Source organism: Flavobacteriaceae bacterium HL-DH10 (assembly GCA_031826515.1).
Lineage (GTDB): Bacteria > Bacteroidota > Bacteroidia > Flavobacteriales > Flavobacteriaceae > Thalassobellus > Thalassobellus suaedae.
The window spans coordinates 2,025,652-2,050,979 of the sequence record CP134536.1 but is presented as its reverse complement, the minus strand read 5'-3'; the positions used below and the strand labels follow the sequence as shown (position 1 = coordinate 2,050,979).

Annotated in this window: 27 protein-coding genes; 4 read left to right on the top strand and 23 right to left on the bottom strand. The window is 30.4% G+C overall.

Annotated elements, in window-relative coordinates; all coding sequences use genetic code 11:
- Positions 1-75 precede the first annotated feature (75 nt).
- From RHP49_08915 to RHP49_08905, 3 genes are all read right to left on the bottom strand, one after another.
- Positions 76-810, bottom strand: a complete 735-nt coding sequence (locus tag RHP49_08915; GenBank protein WNH14355.1) for a LytTR family DNA-binding domain-containing protein — start codon at positions 808-810, stop codon at positions 76-78.
- A gap of 16 nt (positions 811-826) precedes the next feature.
- The gene (locus tag RHP49_08910) at positions 827-1,141 is read right to left on the bottom strand and encodes a hypothetical protein (GenBank protein WNH14354.1); all 315 of its coding nucleotides are present in this window, start codon (positions 1,139-1,141) and stop codon (positions 827-829) included.
- Positions 1,142-1,271: 130 nt separating this feature from the next.
- Positions 1,272-3,437 carry a histidine kinase gene (locus tag RHP49_08905; protein WNH14353.1) on the bottom strand — a complete coding sequence of 722 codons (2,166 nt, stop codon included), beginning with the start codon at positions 3,435-3,437 and terminating at the stop codon, positions 1,272-1,274.
- Positions 3,438-3,647: 210 nt separating this feature from the next.
- On the opposite strand from RHP49_08905, the gene RHP49_08900 reads away from it, so the two are divergent.
- Positions 3,648-4,805, top strand: a complete 1,158-nt coding sequence (locus RHP49_08900; GenBank protein ID WNH14352.1) for a VWA domain-containing protein — start codon at positions 3,648-3,650, stop codon at positions 4,803-4,805.
- Positions 4,806-4,838: 33 nt separating this feature from the next.
- Here the strand turns inward: RHP49_08900 and RHP49_08895 are convergent, their stop codons facing one another.
- Positions 4,839-5,843, bottom strand: coding sequence for a type IX secretion system membrane protein PorP/SprF (locus RHP49_08895; GenBank protein WNH14351.1), 1,005 nt, complete (start codon positions 5,841-5,843; stop codon positions 4,839-4,841).
- Between the two features lie 174 nt (positions 5,844-6,017).
- Between RHP49_08895 and RHP49_08890 the strand changes: the two genes are divergently transcribed.
- From RHP49_08890 to RHP49_08880, 3 genes are all read left to right on the top strand, one after another.
- Positions 6,018-6,920: a NifU family protein gene (locus RHP49_08890; GenBank protein WNH14350.1), complete on the top strand. Its 903-nt coding sequence runs from the start codon at positions 6,018-6,020 to the stop codon at positions 6,918-6,920.
- 109 nt (positions 6,921-7,029) lie between these two features.
- Positions 7,030-7,383, top strand: coding sequence for a DUF1304 domain-containing protein (locus RHP49_08885; protein WNH14349.1), 354 nt, complete (start codon positions 7,030-7,032; stop codon positions 7,381-7,383).
- 69 nt (positions 7,384-7,452) lie between these two features.
- On the top strand, positions 7,453-8,268 hold the full coding sequence (locus RHP49_08880; protein WNH14348.1) for a mechanosensitive ion channel: 816 nt from the start codon (positions 7,453-7,455) through the stop codon (positions 8,266-8,268).
- On the opposite strand, the gene tsaB is transcribed toward RHP49_08880, so the two are convergent.
- The 19 genes from tsaB to gcvH form a co-directional block, all read right to left on the bottom strand.
- Positions 8,265-8,945: a tRNA (adenosine(37)-N6)-threonylcarbamoyltransferase complex dimerization subunit type 1 TsaB gene (gene tsaB, locus RHP49_08875; protein ID WNH14347.1), complete on the bottom strand. Its 681-nt coding sequence runs from the start codon at positions 8,943-8,945 to the stop codon at positions 8,265-8,267. The genes RHP49_08880 and tsaB overlap by 4 nt on opposite strands.
- A gap of 102 nt (positions 8,946-9,047) precedes the next feature.
- Entirely contained in the window at positions 9,048-10,403 is a 1,356-nt protein-coding gene (locus RHP49_08870) for a TolC family protein (protein ID WNH14346.1), read from the bottom strand.
- Positions 10,387-11,505: an efflux RND transporter periplasmic adaptor subunit gene (locus RHP49_08865; protein ID WNH14345.1), complete on the bottom strand. Its 1,119-nt coding sequence runs from the start codon at positions 11,503-11,505 to the stop codon at positions 10,387-10,389. Before RHP49_08865 ends, RHP49_08870 begins: the two co-directional genes overlap by 17 nt.
- 12 nt (positions 11,506-11,517) lie before the next feature.
- The gene (locus RHP49_08860; protein ID WNH14405.1) at positions 11,518-12,762 is read right to left on the bottom strand and encodes an ABC transporter permease; all 1,245 of its coding nucleotides are present in this window, start codon (positions 12,760-12,762) and stop codon (positions 11,518-11,520) included.
- 2 nt (positions 12,763-12,764) lie between these two features.
- On the bottom strand, positions 12,765-13,994 hold the full coding sequence (locus tag RHP49_08855; GenBank protein ID WNH14344.1) for an ABC transporter permease: 1,230 nt from the start codon (positions 13,992-13,994) through the stop codon (positions 12,765-12,767).
- The gene (locus RHP49_08850) at positions 13,987-14,688 is read right to left on the bottom strand and encodes an ABC transporter ATP-binding protein (protein WNH14343.1); all 702 of its coding nucleotides are present in this window, start codon (positions 14,686-14,688) and stop codon (positions 13,987-13,989) included. Before RHP49_08850 ends, RHP49_08855 begins: the two co-directional genes overlap by 8 nt.
- Before the next feature lie 88 nt (positions 14,689-14,776).
- A complete protein-coding gene (locus RHP49_08845) occupies positions 14,777-14,995 on the bottom strand; it encodes a hypothetical protein (protein WNH14342.1) in 219 nt (72 codons plus the stop codon).
- Between the two features lie 32 nt (positions 14,996-15,027).
- On the bottom strand, positions 15,028-15,564 hold the full coding sequence (locus RHP49_08840; protein ID WNH14341.1) for a DUF420 domain-containing protein: 537 nt from the start codon (positions 15,562-15,564) through the stop codon (positions 15,028-15,030).
- Positions 15,557-16,303 (bottom strand): SCO family protein, encoded by a 747-nt coding sequence (locus tag RHP49_08835; GenBank protein ID WNH14340.1) that lies wholly within the window; start codon positions 16,301-16,303, stop codon positions 15,557-15,559. The genes RHP49_08840 and RHP49_08835 overlap by 8 nt, the downstream gene beginning before the upstream one ends.
- Before the next feature lie 18 nt (positions 16,304-16,321).
- Positions 16,322-17,041, bottom strand: a complete 720-nt coding sequence (locus tag RHP49_08830; protein WNH14339.1) for a hypothetical protein — start codon at positions 17,039-17,041, stop codon at positions 16,322-16,324.
- A gap of 95 nt (positions 17,042-17,136) precedes the next feature.
- Positions 17,137-17,517, bottom strand: a complete 381-nt coding sequence (locus RHP49_08825) for a cytochrome C oxidase subunit IV family protein (GenBank protein ID WNH14338.1) — start codon at positions 17,515-17,517, stop codon at positions 17,137-17,139.
- 55 nt (positions 17,518-17,572) lie between these two features.
- Positions 17,573-18,556 carry a cytochrome c oxidase subunit 3 gene (locus RHP49_08820; protein WNH14337.1) on the bottom strand — a complete coding sequence of 328 codons (984 nt, stop codon included), beginning with the start codon at positions 18,554-18,556 and terminating at the stop codon, positions 17,573-17,575.
- 151 nt (positions 18,557-18,707) lie between these two features.
- A complete protein-coding gene (locus RHP49_08815; protein ID WNH14336.1) occupies positions 18,708-19,289 on the bottom strand; it encodes a cytochrome c oxidase subunit 3 in 582 nt (193 codons plus the stop codon).
- A 2-nt stretch (positions 19,290-19,291) separates the two neighbouring features.
- Positions 19,292-20,119 carry a heme o synthase gene (cyoE, locus tag RHP49_08810; protein WNH14404.1) on the bottom strand — a complete coding sequence of 276 codons (828 nt, stop codon included), beginning with the start codon at positions 20,117-20,119 and terminating at the stop codon, positions 19,292-19,294.
- Between the two features lie 388 nt (positions 20,120-20,507).
- On the bottom strand, positions 20,508-22,607 hold the full coding sequence (locus RHP49_08805; GenBank protein WNH14335.1) for a gliding motility protein RemB: 2,100 nt from the start codon (positions 22,605-22,607) through the stop codon (positions 20,508-20,510).
- A 115-nt stretch (positions 22,608-22,722) separates the two neighbouring features.
- Entirely contained in the window at positions 22,723-23,523 is an 801-nt protein-coding gene (locus tag RHP49_08800; GenBank protein ID WNH14334.1) for an energy transducer TonB, read from the bottom strand.
- Positions 23,524-23,752: 229 nt separating this feature from the next.
- The gene (locus RHP49_08795) at positions 23,753-24,397 is read right to left on the bottom strand and encodes an energy transducer TonB (GenBank protein WNH14333.1); all 645 of its coding nucleotides are present in this window, start codon (positions 24,395-24,397) and stop codon (positions 23,753-23,755) included.
- A gap of 137 nt (positions 24,398-24,534) precedes the next feature.
- Positions 24,535-24,912 carry a VanZ family protein gene (locus RHP49_08790; protein WNH14332.1) on the bottom strand — a complete coding sequence of 126 codons (378 nt, stop codon included), beginning with the start codon at positions 24,910-24,912 and terminating at the stop codon, positions 24,535-24,537.
- A complete protein-coding gene (gcvH, locus tag RHP49_08785; GenBank protein ID WNH14331.1) occupies positions 24,905-25,285 on the bottom strand; it encodes a glycine cleavage system protein GcvH in 381 nt (126 codons plus the stop codon). Before gcvH ends, RHP49_08790 begins: the two co-directional genes overlap by 8 nt.
- Positions 25,286-25,328: the final 43 nt, after the last annotated feature.

The window sequence follows — 25,328 nt, the reverse complement described above, 5'->3', positions numbered from 1 at the left end:
ACCACATAAGTTTCCTTTTAATTAATATTGAGTTTTATTTTCTGTTTATGAGATTCCTGCCTTCGCAGGAATATATTATTTAAAATATGATAATAAATCGGATTTCTTTGAAGCTGATACCATAATTTCTTGTCCGTTACTTAATATAACGCTTCCTCCTTTTCCTTTTAAGTATTTTACCACTTCGTTTACGTTTACTAAATACGATTTATGTACACGTACAAAATTAGCATTGTTTAAAGCGTCTTCAAAATATTTAAGTGTTTTACTTACCAGTTTCTTTTTATTATTATTTAGATAGATATTCGTATAATTATCATCGGCTTTACAATACAAGATATCTGCCGTATTAATAACTTCAAACCCGTTTTGTTGCGGAATGGTTATTTTACCATGAACACTATTGGTTTTTGGTATTAAAACTTCGTCTTGAAGGGCATCTTCTTTGGTTTTAATTTCGGCTACATAATCGACTGCTTTAATAAGTTCGTCAATTGAAATAGGTTTCATTAAATAATATGAAGCATGTGCGTTTAGGGCATCAATAGCATAATGATTATATGCCGTTACAAACACGGTTTCAAAATTCACATCGCCTACTTTATCTAACAAATCGAAAGCATTTCCATAAGGCATTTCTACATCGAGAAACACCAAATCTAAATCGTTATTCCGAATTAAAACTAAGGCTTCTTCAATGTTTGATGCTTCTCCTATAACATGTACATTAGGACAATATTTTTTGAGATAATTTTTTAGAATATCTCGACTTATTTCTTCATCTTCTACTATAATGGAGGTTAATTTCATATTTTTAAATTTGACACTAATGGTTTTTTAAACAATTGTTCGTTGAAATTATAACATAAAAAGGCACTCGTTTACAAACAAATTGTATGGAATCACCATCTAAAATTTGAACTTTTAATATGTCAAACTTTTTTTCATTTATCTTATATTTGATTTCATCTTCAGTGAAAACTTCTCCATCAAGTATCCAAACAGCAGCTAATAATTTAACCCAATTTACACCTGTATATTCTCTTAACTCATCAAAATTTTCTATTCCTAAACTTTTATTTTCATTAACTAATTTAATACATGCCTTTCTTTCTCTTGCTGTTTTACAAGAATTCATCATAAAAATTAATAATGTAAAAACACTTTAAACTTCATCTTTCATAAATTATGAGACCTCTCGACTGCGCTCGAGGTGACAAATAGATTCTTTTTTTTTAATTCTTAATTCAAAAATCGTTAACCGCAATTCGTTAATCCTTTTTAAGTGTTACAACAACTTTTGTACCTGAGTCTTCTTCATTTTTATAATCATCTATAAAAACATCTACTTTATCTTTATACATCGTATTTAAAATCGCTACTCGTTTTTTAATATTACCCATGCCTTTTGAGTTCTGTTTTTGTTGATTTTCAGTTTTTAAAGCTTTAGATTTTTGTCGTCCAATACCATCATCGGTAATTGTAATAACAATTTCATCTGTGTTAGATTGTGTAATTCTTATTTCTAAAAATCCTTTTGTTTTTTTGTAACGCAACCCATGCCAAACGGCATTTTCGATATAGGGTTGCAATAGCATTGGAGGAATTACAAAGTCATTAATATTAATATGTTCATCAACTTTAATACTATAATCAAACTTATCTTTAAATCTAAAATGCTCTAATTTGGTGTATAATTGCAAGAGTTCTATTTCTTTTTCTAACGGAATAAAATCTTCTTCGCTATTTTCTAAAACAGCACGCATCAATAAGGAGAAGTCGGTTAAATATTTATTGGCTGTTCGCTCGTCGTTTGAAGCGATAAAACTATTTACCGAGTTTAAAGCATTAAAAATAAAATGTGGATTCATTTGACTTCTCAAACTTTTTAATGCCAACAAATTATTTGCTAAACGTTGTTGTTTAATATATTTCATCATTAAAAAGGCTGCAATCAACAATAAAATTAAACCACCTATTAATGAATAAATAATTAATTTTTGTCTTTTAGTTTGTTCTGTAGTAAGTTGATATTTACTTTCAGATAATGCACGATCGCTTTCTAAACTTATAATTCTATTTTGTTTACTTACAATATCTTTACTAAATCTGGCCGCTTGAGATATTTCTTGTTCTTTTTTAATATAAGCTTTATCTACTAAGCTTACGTAATCTTGATAAATACTTAACGCTTTCTTATAATCTCCAGCATCACGATATACATCAGATAACTTTCTGGTTGCATCTTTTTGTACAATAACATCTTCCTTTTTATCAGCTTCAGCAATACTTTTTTCTAAATAAGTAATGGCATTAGGAAAATCATTTTGTAAAGCATAGGCATTACCAATTTTATAATTCTGCTTTTGCGGTGTCAACGCACTTTCGTTATCAAAAACAGAATCATGTTCTATGTCACTTATATCATCTAAGGCTTCTTTTCTAAGTATTATTTCGTTAGAATAATCGTTTAAATTATTTCGAAAATCGGCGACTTTAAGTTTTTCTTCTACTGCGCGCTTTTTATTTTCTGTATTAGCTAATTTTAATGAATTTTTAAAATACCCTTTTGCTTCATTTATTTCTCCTTTCTCATTATAAGTTTGAGCTATTTTCGAGTTTAAATCGGTTATTTTGGGTGTAATTAAATGTTTTTGTGCTACCTGTAACCCTTCTTTATAAGCACTAACAGAAAGATCATAAGATTTCGTTAAAAGATAAATATCGCCTAGGCCTTCATATAAAGACACTAATTGCCAATTTGATAGCTCTGTTTTATTAATATCCTTATACGTTTGTATACTTTCTTGGTAGTTTTTATTTAATTTATAAGCATTCGCAAGTTTCAAATTAGCATCATTAGTTTCTCGGTTTTGAATACTAATTCTATAATTTGAAACTGCTAAATCATACTGTTTCCAGTACATATAGATGTCGCCTAAAACTTCGTAAGCTTCACTATTTTCTTTTACCGAATTACTTTCTAATAAAGCATCAGCAATAAATTGAATACTTTTTTTTGCATCTTTTTTTAAATAGGTATCGGCAGAATCTATAAGTGATTTAAATATTGGAATTCTAGATTTTGAAAATTTACTTTTATAATTAGCAGGTTTATTAGGTTGTACTTCAACTATAATACGTTCATTACTTTGTATAGTATAATAAACGGTTTCAAAATCTTTATGTCTGATAGTAATCTCATCGCCTTTTTTTGCTTCAATTCTAAAATCACCAAACATATCGGTAGTTGTATACCCCCCTCCATTAACTTCTATATTCACATGAGGTATTGGGTCTCTGGTATCGCTTTCAATAACAGAACCCCTAACGGTAAATCTTGGTTGTATCGTTCCAATATCATTTTCTTGGGCAAAGAAAATAGTTGTACTAAATACAATACCAATAAACCATATATGTTTTAAAAATAACTTCATCTACTATTTTATAATGATAAACTTACGCACTTTACTTGGTTTATTAAAATGAAGATTTCATAAAATTAGACACGTTTAAGTCTAAAAAGCATGCCTTACATATTCAAAAGTTCACTTTACGCATTTAAACACCTACTTCACTCATTTTGCTTTTTTTATAAAAAAGGTTGGTTATAGATTTACTCTATTAATCAAAAAACATAATATATCATGAAAACACATTTTAAAGCATTTCTATTTAGCATGGCTTTAATAAGCATTATAGCTTGTCATGCTAATAACAAAAGACAATCTCATAATTATTTTGAGACAAAAACCATTAATCACAACCTAAATAAACAGTATATAAAAGTAGCTCTTTTACTTGATACTAGTAATAGTATGGACGGATTAATAGACCAAGCCAAAGCACAGCTATGGGAAATAGTTAACGAACTCTCTTATGCTAAATGTGGCACTAATAAACCCAATTTACAAATTGCTTTATATGAATATGGAAATGACCGATTAAACAGTGATGAAGGCTATATTAAACAAGTTTTAGCCTTTAGTGATGATTTAGATGAAATCTCTAAAGCATTATTTTCTTTAACTACAAATGGCGGTGAAGAATATTGTGGGCAGGTTATACAAACATCATTAAACCAATTAAATTGGGGTAAAAACCCTGATGATTTAAAATTGATTTTTATTGCGGGTAATGAACCTTTTACTCAAGGAAAAATTAATTATAAAAATGCTTGTACAAATGCTAAAGAAAAAGATATTACTATAAATACTATTTTTTGTGGCGATTACAACCAAGGTGTTTCATCTTCTTGGAAAGATGGTGCCCAATTAACTAACGGTAATTATATAGCAATCAACCAAAACCGAAAAACTGCTTATATTGCTTCGCCTTATGATGATGAAATTCTTATATTAAATCAAAAATTAAATAAAACGTATGTTATTTATGGCTCAAAGGGGAAAGAAAAAATAGCACTACAAGCAGAACAAGATTCTAAAGCAGGTTATTTAAGCAAATCGAATGCAGTAAGTAGAACAGTTAGTAAAAGTTCGCACTTATATAAAAACCAAACTTGGGATTTAGTAGATGCAGAAACTTTAAATGAAGTGGTTATTGAAGAATTAAAAGATGATGTTTTACCCGAAGCACTTAAAGGGAAATCGGCTAATGATATTAAAGCTTATATTGATACAAAACGAAAAGAACGCAAACAAATTCAAAAACAGATTCAAGAATTAGATACGAAACGTAAAGTTTATATTTCTCAACATAAAACAGAAAACACAAATGGCTTAGAAAACGCCTTGACAAAAGCGATTAAAGAACTAGCTAAAAAGAAAAAATATACTTGGAATTAAATAATAGAGGCTCGTTTTAATAAATGAGCCTTTCTAATTTACTGCAGGACAATTACAGCTATATTTTTCACGCTTACAAGCAAAATTATATCCCAAAGTAAATTGATGAAAACCTCCGTTAGTAAACACGACCGAATTTGTTTGATGTGTATAGTTATACGCAAACATAAATTCATTATAATTTAAACCTAAAATAGGTGTAAATTGTTGTAATCGTTGACTATTTATAGCTCCGGAATTAGTAATATACTCAGCGCCATCAAAACTGTTTCGATAAGATAAACCAGCCCAAATTTTACCAAAATCCATTTCTTTATATACTTTGGCATTAAAATCTATTGAAGCTTCTTTAGTAGCATCTCTATACTGAAACATTAGCGAAGGTTCATAACTCCAAGTACTATCAAATTTACTAAAAACATACCCTGTAGAAAGTAAATAACGTCTTAAATTACTTGTTATATTAGTATCGCTATTAACTCCTGCATTTTCTAATACATTTTTAACCGTACCGTGTAAATAAAAATCTAGGAAATGATATGAAAATCCAAAATCTATATTAAAATTAGTTTCACTTTGTACAATCCCATCAATTATAGGATCTGGACCATCAAACAAAAACGTAGTTTCATCTAATTTATATTGAATAATCCCCGCACTTAAACCAAAAGAAAGCATATTTAAATCTGCCTCACTTCTAGAAAACATTAAATGATGAGCATAAGTAAAATAAGCTCCAGATTGAGAATGATAACCGTTTTTATCAGTATATAAAATCCCTCCAATTCCTGAAGGCGTATCTCCTATTCTTCCATTAATGTTCAAGGTTAAAAGCTTAGGAGCATCATCCTGTCCAAACCATTGTTGGCGAGCTGTTAATCTAACCTTTGCACAATTAGCTACACCTGCCATAGACGGGTGAATTAAATAATAATTATCTGTAAGATAATCTGTATATATAGGCAACCCTTCTTGCGAAATAGCAATGTTTACAAAGCATGTTACAATTGCTAGTAGAAAAATATTTTTTAATTTCATATACTTTAATAAGGCAGGTTTGGGTTTACACAAACATATTGATTATCAAAAATTTACACAAAAAAAAGACGGTCTTTAAAACACGCTCCTTAAAACCTTCTAAAAAGGCAACAAAACTCAAATATATGGATATCTAAAGTTTTCTTTTAGTATTTTTGTAAAAAATTAGCTAAAATGAATACTTTCAAGGTTTCTGTGAAAGAAACAACCAATAACGCCATAATCAAGTTTGAAGTAAATCAATTTATTACGCAACACCAAAGCTTTGAATTTAATAATATAGATGACGCTAAAACATCACCTTTAGCGCAACAATTATTTTATTTACCATTCGTAAAAAAGGTTTATATCTCAGGGAATTTTATTGCTGTTGAACGATTTAATATTGTTGAATGGAGTGATGTACAAGACGAAGTTGCAGAACAAATTGAAGCTTATTTAAATGATGGTGGCATCGTAGTTGAAAAAACAGCTGAAACAAAAAAAACAGCAGTTACAGTATATGCTGAAAGCACACCAAACCCATCGGTAATGAAGTTTGTTGCTAATAAAAAAATAGTAACTTCGCTTTTTGAATTTACCTCAATTGATGACGCAAAATTATCGCCACTTGCTACTGAATTATTTCACTTTCCATTTGTGAAAAGTGTTTTTATTGATGAAAATTATGTTTCGATAACGAAATACGACATAACAGAATGGCAAGATATTACTATTGAAATTCGCGAATTTATTAGAAGTTACATTGAAGACGGGAAAGACATTGTATTGCCTGAAGCAGCTGAATCCCTTAAGAAAACAGATACTCACAAAGACTCTCATTTTGAAGGATTAGATGACACGTCTAAAGAAATAATAAATATACTTGAAGAATATGTAAAACCAGCTGTAGCGAGTGATGGTGGTAATATTCAATTTATATCTTATGATGCCGATACTAAAAACGTAAGTGTGATGCTTCAAGGCGCTTGTAGTGGCTGCCCATCATCTACATATACCTTAAAAAGCGGTATAGAGAATATGCTGAAAGAAATGCTTCCTGGTAAAGTTGAAATGGTAGAAGCTATTAATGGATAACGAATGAGACGTCCCTTTTTTAAAATATAAGCGTTCAAAATTTGAACGCTTTTTTTATGTTTAATTTTCTTTAACTTTGAGATACATTTTTGATTAATTATATATAAATATGAGTTTTTTAACTATCCTTTTAATTGTCCTAGTTGCTCTTGAACATATTTACTTTTTAATTTTAGAAATGTTTTTATGGACCAAACCAAAAGGCATCAAAACATTTGGATTAAAATCTAAAGAATTTGCCGAACAAACCAAAGTATTGGCAGCAAACCAAGGCTTGTATAATGGTTTTTTAGCTGCTGGATTAATATTCTCCATCATACAAAAAGATATAAAAATTGCTGTATTTTTTCTTATTTGTGTGACTATTGCAGGTATTTACGGGTCTTATTCTACAAAGAAAATTAAACTATTTTACCTACAAGCAGTTCCTGCTATTTTGACTTTAATAAACTGCTTTTTTTAGTGCAATTTTCAAGGCTAAACATTATAATAGTTTTAGTTTTGCATATCTAATTTAACTTTAATATATATTATGGATTTAGAAAACATCGACACAGAAAAATGGATTGAACTAGGATTACAATATGGTCTTAAAATTATTGGCGCTATTGTTATTTGGATTATTGGTTCTTGGGTAATAAGAAACCTTATGAAAGGTACAAAAGCAGTAATGTCTAAAAGAGATTATGATGAAAGTCTACAAAAATTTCTATTAAACTTACTAAGTTGGATTTTAAAAATTGTTTTAATTGTTGTTGTACTTGGCACCATGGGTGTAGAAACCACATCGTTTGCTGCTATTCTAGCTGCCGCCGGTTTAGCTATTGGTATGGCATTACAAGGCTCGTTAGGTAATTTTGCTGGTGGCGTTTTAATCATGATTTTTAAACCTATTAAAATTGGAGATTTAATTGAAGCGCAAGGAGAAATTGGTGTTGTAAAAGAAATTGAAATTTTTACAACCAAATTAATAGGACTATCTAATAAAGAGATTATAATTCCTAACGGATCGCTATCTAATGGAAACATCATTAATTATACTACAGAAGGTACACGCCGTGTAGATTTAACTATCGGAGTTAGTTATGATGCCGATATTAAGAAAACCAAAGATGTTTTGATGCGTGTTTTATTAGCTAATCCAAAAGTTTTAAAAACTCCAGAACCTACAGTTAATGTATTAGAATTAGCAGATAGTTCTGTAAACTTTGCTGTAAGACCTTGGTGTAATTCAGCAGATTATTGGAATGTATATTTCGAAACAACAGAAAATGTAAAAGAAGCACTTGATGCTGCAGGTATTGAAATTCCTTACCCACACCAAGTCGAAATACATAAACAAGGCTAATTTTTAGGTTTCGGCTTTAAAGCCACAAAATCTTTTAAATAATAAGGCTCAAAATAAGCGACATCTTCGGTGTCGCTTATTTTGTATTTATTATAAGCTAATAAACTCATCTCATTAGCAGATGGTAATTTATCTTCTATAAAAATGGTATTAGGATGATTGATTAATGTTTTTGTTTTTTCGACACCATTACCAATAAAATAAACCTTTCCTTTTTCAAGATAATCTGCAAACGCATATTCATCTAAAATTTGGGCTTCAGTATCTCTTATTTGATTATAATTGGAATCAAATATAGCAGAATACACTTCCATACGTCTGGCATCCAACATCGCTACAATAACACCTTCTTTACATTTTACTTGATGCGCTAAAGCCTCTAAAGTAGAAACTGAAATTAATGGTTTATTTAAGGCATAACAAAGTCCTTTTACTGCCGAAACTCCAATACGTAACCCAGTATAAGACCCAGGGCCTTTACTTATGGCTATGGCATCTAAATCTTTCGCATCAATCTTAGCTTCTTTTAAAACATCATTTATGTAAACATGTAATCTTTCGGCATGCGAATAGCCATTATCATAATCTTCCTTTAAAACGATTGGTTTTCCGTTTTCTGAAAGTGACACCGAACAATTAGTTGTTGCAGTTTCTATACTAAGGATTAATGTGTTCATCTTAACTTCAAATTATTCCATGCAAAACTATCACTTTGTTCTGATATTTCCTCAATGAAACAATTATAACGTTATCATTTTAATTTCATTAAAATAAAAAGTCTAGTTCGTCAATGATCTACCCATATAAAAATCTAAAACTTTTGTTTTAAAAACAAAATCATACTTAGCATTAATTAAAGAAGATTGTGCATTAATTAGCTGAACCCTAGCCTGCTCTAACTCAAAAGAGGTCATACTACCAATATTATAGCGTTCTTTTGAATTATTAAAGGCTAATTCTTGTGAAGCCATTGATTTTTTTGCAGCCATATACGCCTTTAATGCTGCTTGTGCATCGGTATATGCTCGCTGTATATTAGACTCTAAATCTAATTTTGCTTGATCTAAACGAAGTTTACTATTGTCTTCTTGAATTTTTGATTTAGCAACCGAAGTTTTATTCTGAAATCTTGAGAAAATTGGAATTCCCACTCTAAGGTTAAAACTATGGCCTTTGTTATCATCTAACTGATCGATAAAAGCAGCCTGATTATTGGCTAAATTTGAATAAAATGCATTGGTACCAAAGCCATAGCTTAGCGATACATTTGGCAAATAACCACTTTTAGAAATTTCTGTATTTAACTGGGCATTTTCAATGTTTTTTTCAGCTATTTTAATCTCAATTCTGTTTTCTAAAGCATAATTTAAAACTGGCGTTACACTACTATATAACAACCCTTCTGATGGCGTATTAATATCAATAATAACAACATCAAAATTATTAAAAGGCACTTGTAAAAATTGAGACAAAGCAAGTAATGCTAAATTATAATTATTATCGGCTATAGTTACTTGTTGCGTATCTCTACTTAATGTTGCCTCAGCATCATAAATATTAGCTCTAGGTTGAACCCCTGCATCAACTAAATTTTTCACTTGTGTTAATTGCTTTTCACTAAACTGATATTGAACTTCAGCTGTTTCTAAATTTTCTTTATTAAACAATACATTCAGATATGCATTTACTACGTTTAAAGAAATATCATCTTTAATTCTGTTTAACTCTAGCTCGTTAGTCTCTCTTGTAAGTTTAGATTGTTTGTATAGGTTAAGTGTTCTAAATCCATTAAAAACATTTTGAGACACACTAACTCCTAAATTGGTTGAATGACTTGTTCTATTAGCAAAGATACCTTCAGCTACTAAACTCGTTCCTAAACTTAATCCCTGAGAAGCACTAGCACTAACTGATGGCAAAAATTGACCTTTAGCTGCTAAAATATCTTGCTCATTACTTAACAACGCATTCTCTGTTTGCTTAACCGTAATGTTATTTTCTAATGCATATGAAACACATTCCTGTAAAGTCCATTTTTTTTGTTGTGCAGAAACAGATATACAAAGTATCATAAATGCTAAAAACAAAAAGTAGTTTTTCATGTGAATTTTTCTGAAATTATTTTTCTTCTTCATCTTCGTTATCTTTTGAAGCTTTATTCCACACTTTTATTTTATCGCCTTCTTTAATGCCTTCTGTTATTTCTACATTAATCCCATCAGATAAGCCTAATTCTACATTCACTTTTTCGTATTTCCCTTCTTCTTTTTGTACTTCAACAAAAGGTTTTTCGGTTATTCTATTATATTGAAGTAAAGCTTCTTTAATAGCAAAAACACTGTCCTTACTTTCAATATCTATTTCGGCATTGGCACTATAGCCCGCTCTTACATTTGTTGAAGCATCTATAGTAACGTTTGCTTTAATAGTAAACTGTACAGCACCATTCTCTTCAATCCCTTTAGGTGCGACAAAGATTAATTTAGCTGGAAACTCTTTATCATTTATGGCACCTAATATCACTTTAATATCTTTACCTTCTTCAAGTTTACCAACTTCGGCTTCATCAACTTTACCCTCAAAAATCATTAAACTCATATCTGCAATGGTTGCGATAGTAGTTCCTGCATTAAAGTTGTTACTTTGTATAACTTGATCCCCTTCTCTAACTGGAATTTCCAAAATAGTTCCTGATATTTGGGCCACAATATTAGTATTTGCAGAACTTCCGCCAGAAATAGACCCTTGTTTTATAATTTGATAATCGTTCTGAGCTTGTCCTAAAGATTCTTTTGCTTGATTAAATGATAATTCACTATTTTCAAAATCCTGTTGAGAAATAACACCTTTTTCAAAAAGCGTTTTATTTCTTTCATATAACACCTTGGTATTATCAAATGATAATCTTGAAGATGCTATTCTACTCTTTGCACTTACTAAACTTTGCTCATTAGGTACTACTCTAATTTTAGCAATCAAATCACCTTTTTTAACAACATCGCCTTCTTCAACTAATATTTTATCTACAATTCCCGAAATTTGAGGTTTTAATTCAATCTCCTCTTCTGGGTTTAATTTCCCTGTTGCTACCGCTTTAGTATTTATAGAGGTATAAAAAGGTTCATCTACTTTAAAATCTTCAATAGCTTTCGAATTTGCATCTTTAAAATACTTAAGTACAAATGCTAATAGTATGATGGCTACTATTACTAAAATAATTTTTACTGTTTTGTTCATTTTTTTGATTGTTTATTCTTCTCTTAATGCTTCTATGGGTTTTATACTTGTGGCTTTAAATGCAGGTATCAATCCTATTAAAGTGCCCAGAATTACTAATATGATTAATGCTATAAATACGATGGATATAGATACAGAAGCATTAACTATAATAGCATCTGCCCCTTGTCCGAAAGCACTATCTAAAGCTATTAAAATCCACCCTCCTGATATAATACCAACTAAACCAGCTACTAAAGTTAAAAACACTGCTTCAACAACTATTTGTCGTTTTATTTCAAAAGGTGTTGCACCTAAAGCACGTCTAACTCCAATTTCTTTTGTACGTTCTTTAACAGTGATAAGCAAAATATTTCCAATAGCAAATACACCTGCAAATAAGGTTGCGATACCTACAAACCATGTTAAAAATTGCATACCAATTAAAAATCCAGTCATTTTAGCAAACTCTTTACCTAAATTAAAGCTTCCAAAAGCTCTATTATCCTCTGGGTGAATTTTATTTAAATTTTTAAGTAATAATTTAGCATCATTTTCAATTTGCTTGATATCGTATTCTGGTTTTCCAGTAATCATCATCCAGCCAATTTTATCGCCTTGATTATAAATTTGTTGAAAGGTTGTAAACGGAATATGCATATTGGATGTCGGTCCCATATTCTCATTACCATTTTCAAACATACCAACAACTTTGAAATTAATTTTATTAATTTGAATATACTCACCTATAGGGTTTTCATCTTTTTCAAAAAGTTGTTTATAGGCTTCTTCAGATATGACCACTACTTTTTTATTATTATCAATATCATTTTGATTTATAAAACGTCCGTGAATTAATTTTTTCTTTTGTACCTGATCTAACAAAGGGTAGTCGCCATTTATAGAAAAACTACTAGACGAAAAATTTCTAATTACAGTAGCTTGGTTCTGATTTCTTGGTACAACAAATTCGATGCCCTCAACATTGTCTTCAACTTTTTTAGCATCAGTTAATGATAATCTTACTTGTTTTCCTTCTTGAAAACCCTTAAAAGGCATACCTGTACTTTGCCCCCAAATAAACACACTATTCGTTGCAAAATCACCAAACAAACGATTAAATGAATTTTCTAAACCTCTGGCTGAACCCAAAAGTCCTATCAACAATAAAATGCCCCACCAAACACCTACCATGGTTAAAATAGACCTTAGTTTGTTTTTACTAAAGCTATCATAAACTTCTTGCCATGTATCTATATCGAATAAAAATTTAAACATCATTAATCGTTTCTTAGTGCTACAATAGGTTTAATTCTCGATGCTCGTTTTGCAGGTAAATAGCCAGCGATAGTTCCAGCTCCTATCAAGGTAAGGGTTGCTCCTATTACCAAACCATTACTTACACCAGGGTCTTTAATAAAATATGTTTCTAAACTAGGACCTACAAGTTCCAAAACACCTACTCCTAATAATAAACCAACATAACCAGCTATAGCTGTAATAAGAATAGATTCTAATAAAACAATAAATACAATAGATTTAGGAGAAGCCCCTAATGCTTTACGGATACCAATTTCTTTAGTCCGCTCTTTTACAATAAAAATCATAATGTTACTAACACCAACGATACCTGCTATTAATGTTCCAAAACCTATGACTAGAATAATTACCGTTAATCCAAAAGTCATTTGACCAACAGCTTTAGTCCCTTCTGCCATATTACGAACTCTAATAGCTCTTTGATCGGAATTTGCCACTGAAAAACGCTCTTTCAGTTTTTTTGTAATCAGGTTGCTAAACGATAAAGCCTCATCATAATTCATTTCTGGATTATAGGTCAGGTTTATTTGATCGATATAATCATTACTACCATAAACTTGCTGTGCCGTACTTATTGGCATATAAATTCTTCGTTCTTCATTATCACCGCCATCATCAGCAAAAACACCTACCACTTTATATAGTACACCACTAAGATTTACATATTTACCTAATGCCGTTGTTTTTAAAAACAAATCTTCTTCTACTAATCGACCTATAACAACAACCTTTGTTTTGTTTTTAATGTCACTTTGATTGATATAACGCCCTTCATAAGTTTTAGTTTTTTCTAAAAATTGATGATCGGGATGAACGGCTCTTAAATCGTACGTATTTTGTTCATTTCTAAAAGATGCCGTAACATTTTTATAAATCCTACCTGTAATAAACTCGACTTTGTTACCAAATTCGTCTTTTATGTAATTATAGTCTTCGTTTTTAAATTGTATGCGTCTATTTGCCTGAAGTCCTTTTGAAGCTTTAGTTGTTCTTCCAGATCGAATATCTATAGAGTTTGTAGCATCATCTATAAAAGCTTCTTTAAATGTATTTTTTAAACCATTGGCAATACCAAAAAGAATAGTAAACAACAAAATGGCAAACGCTACAGTAAATCCAGATAATAAACTTCTGGTTCTATTTTTATTAATACTTTGAAATATTTCCCTCCAAAGGTCTACATCAAACATATTGCTCTGCTCTAACTTGGTCTACTTTTTTGTCTTCCATAATAACACCATCTCGAAGACGAACAATACGTTTACACATATTTGCAATATCTTCTTCATGAGTTACCATTAAAATGGTTTTCCCTTCATCATTTAATTGTTGAATGAATGCCATAATTTCATGAGACGTTTTGGTGTCTAAAGCTCCCGTTGGCTCATCGGCTAATAATAATTTCGGGTTTGCAGCCAACGCTCTTGCTATAGCAACACGCTGGTTTTGACCCCCAGAAAGTTCTTTAGGTAAATGTTTTGCCCAATCTGCAAGTCCTACCTTTTCTAAATGAAACAAAGCTAATTCTTGACGCTCTTTACGTTTCATACCTTGATAATATAGAGGTAATGCTACATTTTCTAAAGCATTTTTGTAATTAATTAAGTTGAAGGATTGAAAAATAAAACCTAAAAATTTATTTCTATAAACAGCTGCTTTTTTTTCTGTAAGATTTTTAATGGGTAGTCCATCTAAAATATAATCGCCCTCATCTGCTTCATCTAACATGCCTATTATATTAAGCAACGTTGACTTACCAGAGCCTGAAGACCCCATGATTGCTACCATTTCACCTTCCTCAACAGAAAGGTCAATTCCTTTTAAAACATGTAAACTTGAGTCTCCTATAGGATAGGACTTGTGCAATTGATTGATTTCTAACATTTCTTGATTGATTAATTAAGTTATAGAACTTAAAGATTAGACTATTCAAACAAAGAAATGTTACAAAAAGTGTTCCAGAAAATTTTTATTACTTTTTTAACGTATTGTATTTCTTATAAATAAAGTAACCTATTCCTCCAACAAGAATATAAGGAACAGCCATTAAGTAAACTATACCGTCGTTTATACCTTCGGCGGCACTTTGCCCTTCTTCACTTTCTAAAACAGCACGACACATAGCGCATTGGGCTTCAGCAGAAACTGAAACTAAAAACAAAAGAACTAGTATGATAATTATTTTTCTCATTTTACAAATTCTTTATTTTACTAGGTATAATGCTAAGCATAATAAGGAGAAATCATAATATAAACAACTACACCTGTTACAGCAACATAAAGCCATAACGGAAATGTTATTCTAGCTATTTTTTTATGTTTTTCTATATTATTAGTAATAGCTCTTACATAGGTAATTAACACAAATGGAATTACAATAATAGATAACAATATATGTGTTAATAAAATAAAGTAGTACATATATTTAGCAACACCTTCTCCTCCAAACTTAGTAGAATCGCTCGTCATGTGGTACGCTACATACATAATTAAAAAAGATACAGATAATGTGATAGCGAAAGTCATTAGTCGCTTATGTAGTATGATTTTTTTATTTTTAATTGCAATAAATGCCAAAACTAAAACCAATGCTGTAATAGCATTTACAGAAGCATATATTGGAGGTAAAAACGTTAAAGGTTCAACATTTGGAATTTTAACCCCAAACAAAACAGCAACAACTACTGGGATTAAAACAGATAATACAACAATAAGTTTGTTATATTTTTTTTCGTCTAGTATTTCTTTTGATTTACTCATTTAGCAATTTTCTTATATCTTCTTTTAACGCACTAATTTGTTCTGTTTCACCATCATCATCAACTTTTTCATCCTCTGAAGCAATACCTCTATAGTAAATAATTGGGTTTCCAAAATCATCTTTTCTAGAACGTATAAAACCATTTTTATCTATAAGAGCAAAATTTCCTGAATGCTCAAAACCACCAGCTGCTTCATCACCTTCACCCACATAAATATTAAAACCCGTGTTTGATAATTTATAAATAGCTTCTTTATCGCCACTCATTAAATTCCAATTTGGATTTGTTACTCCGTACTTATCTGCGTAAGCTTTGAGAACTTCTGGAGTATCATAATCTGGATTTATAGTGAAAGATGCCACACCAAAATTTTCAAAATCTTTAAATGTATTTTGAACTTGAATAAGGTTAGCATTCATACGCGGACAAATAGTTGGGCATGTTGTAAAAAAGAATTCAACAACATAAACTTTACCTTCGTAATCTTTATTGGTAATGATTTTACCATTTTGATTGGTGAATGAAAATGCTGGAACTTTTTTTGGTTCACCGTTTATTTTAATAAAAGACAAATCTGAACGGGTTGTCTTTTTATCTTCAGCAAAATCGCTTCTACTTTCATTTCTAATAACATCTCCATTAGTAATTCTATCCACTATTTTTGGAATAAAAATAATTCCAAAAACCAAAATAACAAAGGCAATACCTATATACGAATAATTAGTTTTTTTGCTCATTTTTAAATTCTAATCTATTTAATTATCATTATTACCATTCAAATCGCTAGCTCTTCTTGTATCAGAATTAAACTCTCCTTTACGTTTTTGTCTGTATTCTGTAAATAAAATACGTAAATCGTCACTCATTTTATTCTTAATTTCGGCTACTTCAATACAATCATAAGCGTATAATCTATAAGCAGGCTTCTTCTTTTCTAATTCATTATCTGTTCTATCATCAAGTCGTCCTCTTTGATTTAAATCTTTATCAATTACAAATACATTTCTTGATGATAAATCTGAATTTAAATCACTCTTATTTTTTAGACTACTATACACTTGCTGAATAGCATTCGGTTCACCAAAAACAAAATGCCAAAACCTTAAATCTTCATACGAACTAATTTCATTTTTAAGTTTTTTAACCGCATCCTCTGTACCATTCGGCATTAAAATAACAATTTGAAATTTTTTAAACCCCTTAAACTTATCATAAACCAATTCTTTTAAATTTAGAGCGACTGTATTACTTTTTTCAGGATTATTACCAAAAAAACCGAGTACAGTAATATAATCTTTTAAAACAATGGTTTCATTGGAATTGGAAGAAAATGATTGTAAATCTAAAACAGATTCATTTACTATATCTAAAGGCGTATAATTGTGCGTTGCTGGATATAAAATCAACAAAAATGACACAGGAAGAAAAAATAAGACTCCTAAAATAACGTACCTACTAGCTTTTTTATAATCCATTAAATGAAACGTATTTTTTTATAAATACAGAAGTGCAAAAATAAAAAAAGACGGTTTAAAAACCGCCTTTATATATCTATTTAACTATTATTTAGTTAAAAATCTCTTTTAATAAATCCATTATCATATACATCAAAAACGTAACCTCCTTCTTGTAATAAGATAAATATTAAATATAAAACCAAGAAAATAGCGATCCATACTACAGAACGTCTTAATCCTTTAGTTTCATCACGCATGTGCATGAAATCCCAAGTAATATAGTATGCCTTTACTAAAGTTAGTATTATGAAAATCCAGTTAAGAGCTTTCATTCCTAAAACATTGCCCATTAAAACTTCTGGTTTATATATACCAAGTACAACTTCAACAGCTGTTACTAAAGTTAAAAAGATTAAAACACCCCAAATTTTTTGAGTATTCGATTTAAACTTAACTAAACCTCTAAATATTTCTAATTTATGTGCGTGTGCCATTTTTAATGCTTTTTAGACCCCGATGATATCGGGATGAAAATATATTCTTAAATAATTAAACTAAGTAGAAGAACGTGAATACAAATACCCATACTAAATCTACAAAGTGCCAGTATAAACCAACTTTTTCTACCATTTCGTAGCTTTTACGTCTTTCGTAAGTTCCTAATACCACATTAAAGAAAATAATGATATTAATTACAACACCTGAAAATACGTGGAAACCGTGAAAACCTGTAATAAAGAAAAAGAAGTCTGCAAACAAAGGCGAACCGTATTCGTTTACATGCAAATTAGCACCTTCTACAACAGCTGTACCATTAGCTTTTAATTGTTTTAATGATTCGTCTCTTGAAAGTACTGTTTTCTCTCCTGCTTCATTTATAATTTGAGTTCTAACCAATACATTTTCATGAGACTCTAAACCATGAATAACTTCATCAACAGTATAAGTTGGTAATGTTCCTTCTCCAACAAACCACAAACCATTTTTACTTTCATGTTGATCTCTATCTGCATGTGCATCAGCAACTACAAAATCTCTAAGTGCCACACGATGTCCGTCTGTATCAACAAATTGAAGAATATTTCCTCCTTTAGTTTGTACAGCTCCAAAATCTCCTTTTATAAACGTTCCCCATTCCCAAGCTTGAGACCCAACAAATATTAAACCACCTATAATAGTTAAAAACATGTAAAGCGTTACTTTGCCTTTATTTAAATGATGTCCAGCATCTACAGCTAATACCATAGTTACAGACGACATAATAAGCACAAATGTCATAAATGCCACATAAATCATTGGTAACTCTTGTCCATGTAAAAATGGCACGTGAGTAAACACTTCATCGGCAATTGGCCATGCATCAATAAACTTAAATCTTGAAAATCCGTAGGCCGCTAAAAAGCCAGAAAATGTTAAAGCATCAGAAACAATGAAAAACCACATCATCATTTTACCATAACTTGCTTTTAACGGTTCGTTACCGCCTCCCCAAGTTTTGCCTTCTGTTCCAGTATTCACAACTGTAGTACTCATATACGTTGGTTATTTTTTTAAAGTTGGACAAAAATAATCATTTTATTTATCTGACGAAATATACAACCCTAAATTTTAAACTATGATAATTGTTAGTTTTATTGAATTTTCTCTATTAAATTTTATTGTAATTTAAAATAGACATAAAATACTATCTTACAAAATACAAAAATAGGAAGAGATAAACCCAAAGAATATCTATAAAATGCCAAAATGTTCCTGCTAATTCTAAGCCTAACATCTTCGTCGTATTATACTTCTGTTTAAAATGATTATAAATTACTACCAACAAACAAATTAAACCAACAACCACGTGCAAAACATGCACTAAAGCTATTAAATAGATGTAAGACATAGTTACATTGCTAGTAGGACCTGTAAAATTATACCCTAAATCTATGATTTGTTGAAACCCTGAAAACTGATTAAAAATAAAAACAATTCCTAAAACGAGTGTCGCTACTAACCAGATAGTTGTGGCATTCCTGTTTCCTTTTTTTAATGCTGATTTTGCTAATAAAAAAGTAAAACTGCTAATAATAATAACAACCGTACTAATTATAAATGCATTAGGCAATTGAAAATCTTTTAACCAATCTGGTCTAGAACTACTTACTACAAAAGCACTCGTCCATCCTGCAAAAGACATAATAAGTGAAATGATACCAAACCAAAGCATCATTTTTTTTGCTCTACTATTTTTTTCTTCTTGAGTACCTTGAGTTAAATCCATGATTAACTTATAAATTTATCGACTACATAAACAATTTGTACAAGTGTTATATAAGAAACACTTGCCAACATCAATTGTTTAGCTGCCTGTTCTGTCATTTTTTTAAATAATTGAATCGCATAATACAGCATGCCTAATCCTAATATAAAAACTAAAATAGCCGCTATTATAGAAAGATGTAAATCTCCAGTAAACCCAAATACAGGAATAATAGAAACCAGTATGGTCCAAATAGTATACATCATAGTTTGCACTGCTGTTCCTTTATCTTGTTTGCCCGTAGGTAGCATAAAAAACCCACCTTTTTTATAATCTTCAAACAAAAACCAGCCAATAGCCCAAAAATGAGGGAACTGCCAAAAAAACTGTAATGCAAATAAGGTTCCTGGTTCTATTCCAAAATTATCAGTCGCTGCTACCCATCCTAACATAAACGGTATAGCACCAGGAATAGCACCGACAAATACAGAAATAGGTGTTTTTGTTTTTAAAGGTGTATAAACACAGGTATATATAAAAATAGAAATAGCCCCAAACATGGCTGTTTGCTTATTAATAGTATATAATATAATAATACCTAATAATGTAAAAATTGAAGCAATAACAAAAGCGGTGTTTACCGACATACGTCCCGCAGGAATAGGTCTGTTTTTGGTGCGATCCATTAAAGCATCTAAATCTTTTTCAATAATTTGATTGAATGCATTAGAAGCACCTACCATAAAATAGCCACCAAAAGCTAATAGTACTAAAGTTTTAAAGTCAACCGTATCTACACCCAACAAATAACCTGCAATAGATGAAAAAACAACGCTTAATGCTAATCGCATTTTAGTGATTTCTTTAAAATCTGAAATTACAGAAGGAGCTGATAATGAAGTTTTTGAATTACTCAATATGTTTTATGCTTAATCGCTTTTATATTGCGAGTGCAAAGATACTTTATAAAACCATTTTGAGCAATGCTTTTTAAAGGTAAATTAAATATGAAGAATTTTAGGGCGTTACCTAAAGGTCGGGCTTTCTTCTATATCTTTTGTTTTGTCATTCCTGCGCAGGCAGAAATCCATAATAAAGTTATAAACTAGTTTTTAAAGTTCATTTTTAACTTAAGAGAAAACAAAAGGATGCCGTATCAATCCCTAACGCAACATGTATAACCTATTAAAGCTTCAATTAATGAGATTCGCACCTTCGTGGGAATGACAAAACAGTAATTTAATTATCAAAATACCAATTAAATAAATCGGTACGAATTCCAAAATTAAACCAAACCGTATTATTTTTAAACGTAGTTGTTGTAGTCGCTTCAGGATTAAAGTTTCTAACCGTAATATCTGTAAATATTTTTAAATTAGATGCAGGGTTTACCATATAACCCGCTTGTAAATTTCCGTTAAATATATTGGTTTTAATACCTTGTCCTACTTCTACGCCAGTATCAAAAGGCCTATCATTATAATCTCTATAAATATCACCGCCATAACTAAAATTATCAGTACCATCATTAAAATCTAAACCACGAACACCAAAAATAAGTTTCGCATCGGCATACCAACGTTTATAATTGTAACGACCTATCAATATAGCTTCGCTAAAATTAGCACCCCATAAATGTGCCATAGATTGATTATTATGTGCATAATTTAAAACAATAGTATTATGAGAATATGTAAAAGGCCGTACTCGATTATACTCAAATTGAAGCATTAAATTATCAACTTTAAAAGCATTAAAATATTTTATCCCTATTTGGTATCCAAACTTATTTTTCCAACTTTTCTCTCCGCCTTTAATATCGCTTAACGAAAATTCATCTAGAATAAACTGACTATAAAAATTCACATTATCATTCCATTTATATTTCCCTGAAGCTCCTAAAATAGCATTTCCTGCACCTTGTCCTGTTTCAAACTCAATAGCTCTATAAAATATAATGGGGTTTAAATAATTCACATCAAAACCTCTATCATTATTATTAGTCCATAACACCGATTCAAACAAACCAATATTTAATCGTTTAGACACATTCCAACTTAAATAATGATTGGCAATATATTTTGTTAAAAATGCTTTACCATTTTCGACTTCGGGTCTTACATCTTTTAACCACATCCATGTATTGGTATATTTTATTTTCCAAAACTTGGTGTTCAATTTTAAAAATGGATGCGGACTCGCCACATCACTTAACAATAACGATCTGTATCCATCACCAATAAAGTTTTTACCATGTCCAAATTGGACATTAATAAATTTAGCTGGCGCATACGACAAATAAGCTTCTGCCACTGGATAATCATAAGAATCAGTTTTAAATCGTTTTGCAATACCACGTCCTGGAATAATAGCTGGATCTGGACCAAAAGCTTTTAAACTTTCTGCATATTCGTTTACATATTTTGCAAAACGCCCTTGACTTTCAAAAACCGATGCATAAAAATTAAACTTTTTACCCAAACCACCTTGCACTAAAAACCCTCTCGTATTATTATAGGTAGAACTAAAATTGGCATCGGTATCTTTACCTACTTCTAAATCGAAAATAGGATCGATAGTAAACCAATAGTCTTTTCCTTGTAATTGTACTAAGTGTTCATTCCAAAGTTTTCTTCCTCCCCAATTATCAGTTTCCTTTAGTAATTTTTGTTTTTCTGCTTTAAAATCGTAATATTTTGAAACTGCTTCATAAACAAATGGTTTAGAAGCCGTATGACTATTAGTGCCAATAAGATTCATTTGTCTATCAAATCTAGAATAATCACTATGCGTAAACTGAATATTTAATTGACTATTATAAGCTTCGTTTTCAAAAACTTTTAAATCATCGTTCACTTTATCAAACTCTGCTTTTGCTTGCTTTTCTAACTTCGAAACTTCTTTTTCTTTTGCTAAATCCTGAGTCACCACAGTTTGGTTTACTAAAGGTATTTTTACAGGAATAGAATACTGTTTATAAGTCTTTCTGCCATTGTAAGTCGCTGGTTGTATTTTTGAAAAGGTTGAAAAAACACGTTTTACTTCGTCCTTTAATTCATTATACATCGCATCAACGTAAATCACTTTAAATTGTCCTGTAGTATCTACTTCAAAAAGGACAATAACTTCTCCTTTGTAATTTTCATTTAAAATCTTTTGAGGTACTTTAAAATTCTCATAAATATGAGTGAAAACATTATTATCAAAACAATTTTGAAGAGAATCTATAACTACATTTTCACAATTTGAAAAAACTGGTGGTTTTTCGTAATACGAATGACTTTGAGCATAAATATTGTATTGAACTAAAAGTAGAAGTAGTACAATGTATTGCCTCATAAGTTGATTAAAAGTTGATTAAAGGCGAAAGATAGTATTTTTTAAAATACTGTTATAAAAAACCGCTATCATATTGAGATGATAACGGTTTTAAAATATTTAAAATTGCAACTCTTTAATTCTGCACTTGAAACACTATTGGCAAACTATAAAGAACACCAACATTTTGATTGTTTTGTCTTCCTGGAGTCATTTCTGGAATCATATTAATAATCCGTTCTGCTTCGTCATCTAATTTTGGATGAGGCGATCTCGTTATAACATTAGTTACATGGCCTGTTTTATCAATGGTAAATTGAATATCAATTTTTTGTTTACCAGACAAGCCATAATCTGATGCAATATCATTTCCATCAAACTTTCGCTGAATAAGTTTTGTGATTTTTTGAGACATGCATTTTCGTTTATCACTATTTGTTTTTTTATTTTCACATCCAGGATAAATAGGAACGTTCTGAATAAACGCAACAGGAATATTTACTTCTTCAGTTATTTTTTCAACATTAATTGAACTCGGATCCAAAGGGGACTCTGAAGAATTATTTTGTTCACTTGTTATTATATCAACAAATTCTTTCATCTTAAAATCATTATCAACTTCTTTTATTTTATCTGTCAATAAAACCTTTTTGACAACTTCAGGTTTAACTTCTGTTTTGGGTTCCTCGTAAACTTTAAATTTTTCAACAGGTGCATCTGTAAAATCTGGAGGATTTAGGACAAGAGCAAAATCTTGAGGAATTGTTGTTTCAAACTTCATCTCAAGCAAACCATAGGCCGCCAGTAAACACACAATTAGTCCTACTTGGAAGTAAAGGGTGGAGTTTTTTTGTAAATTTGCATCATGCTTTTGTGATTTTTTCACGATTTGCTCATTTTGCCGAATGAGTTCGTGAGTTTTCTTTTGATTATTCATTTGTTATCGTTTTATTTTAAACTAAAGTCAAATGTAATTCGCAAAACAAAATTTATTGTTTGCCCAAAATATAAACACAATTTTGTTTATGCTCATTTCATAATAATTATAGTTTTATGTTAATATTATGATAAAGTCTCAATAAGCATACCAAAAAAGAAATCCCGTTACAAAACATGTAACGGGATTTTATAATAGATTCCTACTTTCGCGGGAATGACAATTTTAATTAATCTTGTACTTGGAAAATAATAGGTAATGAATATGGCACATTTACTGGTTTACCACGTTGCTTTCCTGGTTTCATTTTAGGAAGTAGACCAATTACACGAGCAGCTTCTTTTTCCAATCCTGGGTGTGGCGCTCTAGCACGAATGCCTGTAATTGCTCCTGTTTTATCAATTTTAAAAATAACATTAATACGTTGTCTTCCTGATAATCCTAAATCTGAAGCTAAATCTGTATTAAATTTTTTGTTAACAAACTGAGCTATTTTTTTAGACATACAATCTCTTTTTTCAGTATTGCTACCTTTTTCGCAACCTGGAAAAACAGGCACATTTTCAATAACAGAAAAAGGTACATCGATATCTTCTTCAACTTCTGAAACTTCTACTTGTTCAACCTCAACAATCTCTGTTTCTTGATCAACCTCTGTAGATTCTATAACTGTTTCTTCAACCTCAACCTCATCTTCAACAATCTCAATTACCTCTGGAGCAGCAGGTGGTGGTGGTGGAGGTGGTGGTGCTAGTAATTGTTCTGTAATTGGAATTTCCTCTTCGTCCAATTCATCTAAGTTTAATTGCCCTATATCAATATCAGACTTATCGTAAGTTTTGTAATTGATAGCATAATTTGTTAAAAACAACATTAAAGCTAAGCCAATTGCGAAATAAAGTGAACTATTACGTCCAACATTTGCTCTAGGATTTTTTTAGGTTCCATAATTTTTTATTGTTTTACTCAGGATTGCTAAAATAACTATTTATTTATCAAAAAAGCAAGCCTTTATATTTTTTTAACGTCAATATTTTTAATCAAAACTATTACTAGAACAGTTACTAATACACCAGATGTGTTCGCCATAACATCGTAAATGTCCATTGTCCTATAAACAGTCAATATCTCTTGTAACACCTCAACAACTATACCAAAAACAATTGAAATGATTGCAGCATACGTAATTGCCTTTTTTTCTTTATAATTAAAATTAAAAAGAAAGGTATTAAACCATAAAAAAGTTAATAAACTATAGGCCAGAAAATGAAATATTTTATCACCAAAACTCACTCCAATATCTGGGACATTATTAAGCTTTACTAAACTAACATAAGTTAATACTAGTGTATAAACTATACTAATAACTAATGCTTTTTTTTTAAGCACCAATTAAAGTTTTATAGTCATCGGCAGACATGAGTCCATCTACTTGAGATAAATCTGAACATTTAACTTTTATCATCCATCCATCACCATAGGGATCAGTATTTACCTTTTCTGGTTCATCTTCTAGAGCCTCATTAAACTCTATAATTTCACCTGAAAGTGGTAAAAATAAATCAGATACTGTTTTAACCGCTTCAACGGTTCCAAAAATCTCTTCCGCTTCTAAAGTTTCGTCAAGAGTTTCAACTTCAACATATACAATGTCACCTAATTCACTTTGCGCAAAATCGGTAATACCAATAGTAGCAACATCGCCATCTATTTTAATCCATTCGTGGTCTTTAGTATATTTTAATTCTGATGGAATATTCATTTTATTATTTTAATTTATTGAAGGCAAATGTATTTATTCAAAC

Coding starts and splice junctions, on each gene's coding strand:
- RHP49_08915 (WNH14355.1), bottom strand. CDS start 810: ATGAAATTAACCTCCATTATAGTAGAAGATGAAGAAATAAGTCGAGAT.
- RHP49_08910 (WNH14354.1), bottom strand. CDS start 1,141: ATGATGAATTCTTGTAAAACAGCAAGAGAAAGAAAGGCATGTATTAAA.
- RHP49_08905 (WNH14353.1), bottom strand. CDS start 3,437: ATGAAGTTATTTTTAAAACATATATGGTTTATTGGTATTGTATTTAGT.
- RHP49_08900 (WNH14352.1), top strand. CDS start 3,648: ATGAAAACACATTTTAAAGCATTTCTATTTAGCATGGCTTTAATAAGC.
- RHP49_08895 (WNH14351.1), bottom strand. CDS start 5,843: ATGAAATTAAAAAATATTTTTCTACTAGCAATTGTAACATGCTTTGTA.
- RHP49_08890 (WNH14350.1), top strand. CDS start 6,018: ATGAATACTTTCAAGGTTTCTGTGAAAGAAACAACCAATAACGCCATA.
- RHP49_08885 (WNH14349.1), top strand. CDS start 7,030: ATGAGTTTTTTAACTATCCTTTTAATTGTCCTAGTTGCTCTTGAACAT.
- RHP49_08880 (WNH14348.1), top strand. CDS start 7,453: ATGGATTTAGAAAACATCGACACAGAAAAATGGATTGAACTAGGATTA.
- tsaB (WNH14347.1), bottom strand. CDS start 8,945: ATGAACACATTAATCCTTAGTATAGAAACTGCAACAACTAATTGTTCG.
- RHP49_08870 (WNH14346.1), bottom strand. CDS start 10,403: ATGAAGAAGAAAAATAATTTCAGAAAAATTCACATGAAAAACTACTTT.
- RHP49_08865 (WNH14345.1), bottom strand. CDS start 11,505: ATGAACAAAACAGTAAAAATTATTTTAGTAATAGTAGCCATCATACTA.
- RHP49_08860 (WNH14405.1), bottom strand. CDS start 12,762: ATGTTTAAATTTTTATTCGATATAGATACATGGCAAGAAGTTTATGAT.
- RHP49_08855 (WNH14344.1), bottom strand. CDS start 13,994: ATGTTTGATGTAGACCTTTGGAGGGAAATATTTCAAAGTATTAATAAA.
- RHP49_08850 (WNH14343.1), bottom strand. CDS start 14,688: ATGTTAGAAATCAATCAATTGCACAAGTCCTATCCTATAGGAGACTCA.
- RHP49_08845 (WNH14342.1), bottom strand. CDS start 14,995: ATGAGAAAAATAATTATCATACTAGTTCTTTTGTTTTTAGTTTCAGTT.
- RHP49_08840 (WNH14341.1), bottom strand. CDS start 15,564: ATGAGTAAATCAAAAGAAATACTAGACGAAAAAAAATATAACAAACTT.
- RHP49_08835 (WNH14340.1), bottom strand. CDS start 16,303: ATGAGCAAAAAAACTAATTATTCGTATATAGGTATTGCCTTTGTTATT.
- RHP49_08830 (WNH14339.1), bottom strand. CDS start 17,041: ATGGATTATAAAAAAGCTAGTAGGTACGTTATTTTAGGAGTCTTATTT.
- RHP49_08825 (WNH14338.1), bottom strand. CDS start 17,517: ATGGCACACGCACATAAATTAGAAATATTTAGAGGTTTAGTTAAGTTT.
- RHP49_08820 (WNH14337.1), bottom strand. CDS start 18,556: ATGAGTACTACAGTTGTGAATACTGGAACAGAAGGCAAAACTTGGGGA.
- RHP49_08815 (WNH14336.1), bottom strand. CDS start 19,289: ATGGATTTAACTCAAGGTACTCAAGAAGAAAAAAATAGTAGAGCAAAA.
- cyoE (WNH14404.1), bottom strand. CDS start 20,119: ATGCGATTAGCATTAAGCGTTGTTTTTTCATCTATTGCAGGTTATTTG.
- RHP49_08805 (WNH14335.1), bottom strand. CDS start 22,607: ATGAGGCAATACATTGTACTACTTCTACTTTTAGTTCAATACAATATT.
- RHP49_08800 (WNH14334.1), bottom strand. CDS start 23,523: ATGAATAATCAAAAGAAAACTCACGAACTCATTCGGCAAAATGAGCAA.
- RHP49_08795 (WNH14333.1), bottom strand. CDS start 24,397: ATGTTGTTTTTAACAAATTATGCTATCAATTACAAAACTTACGATAAG.
- gcvH (WNH14331.1), bottom strand. CDS start 25,285: ATGAATATTCCATCAGAATTAAAATATACTAAAGACCACGAATGGATT.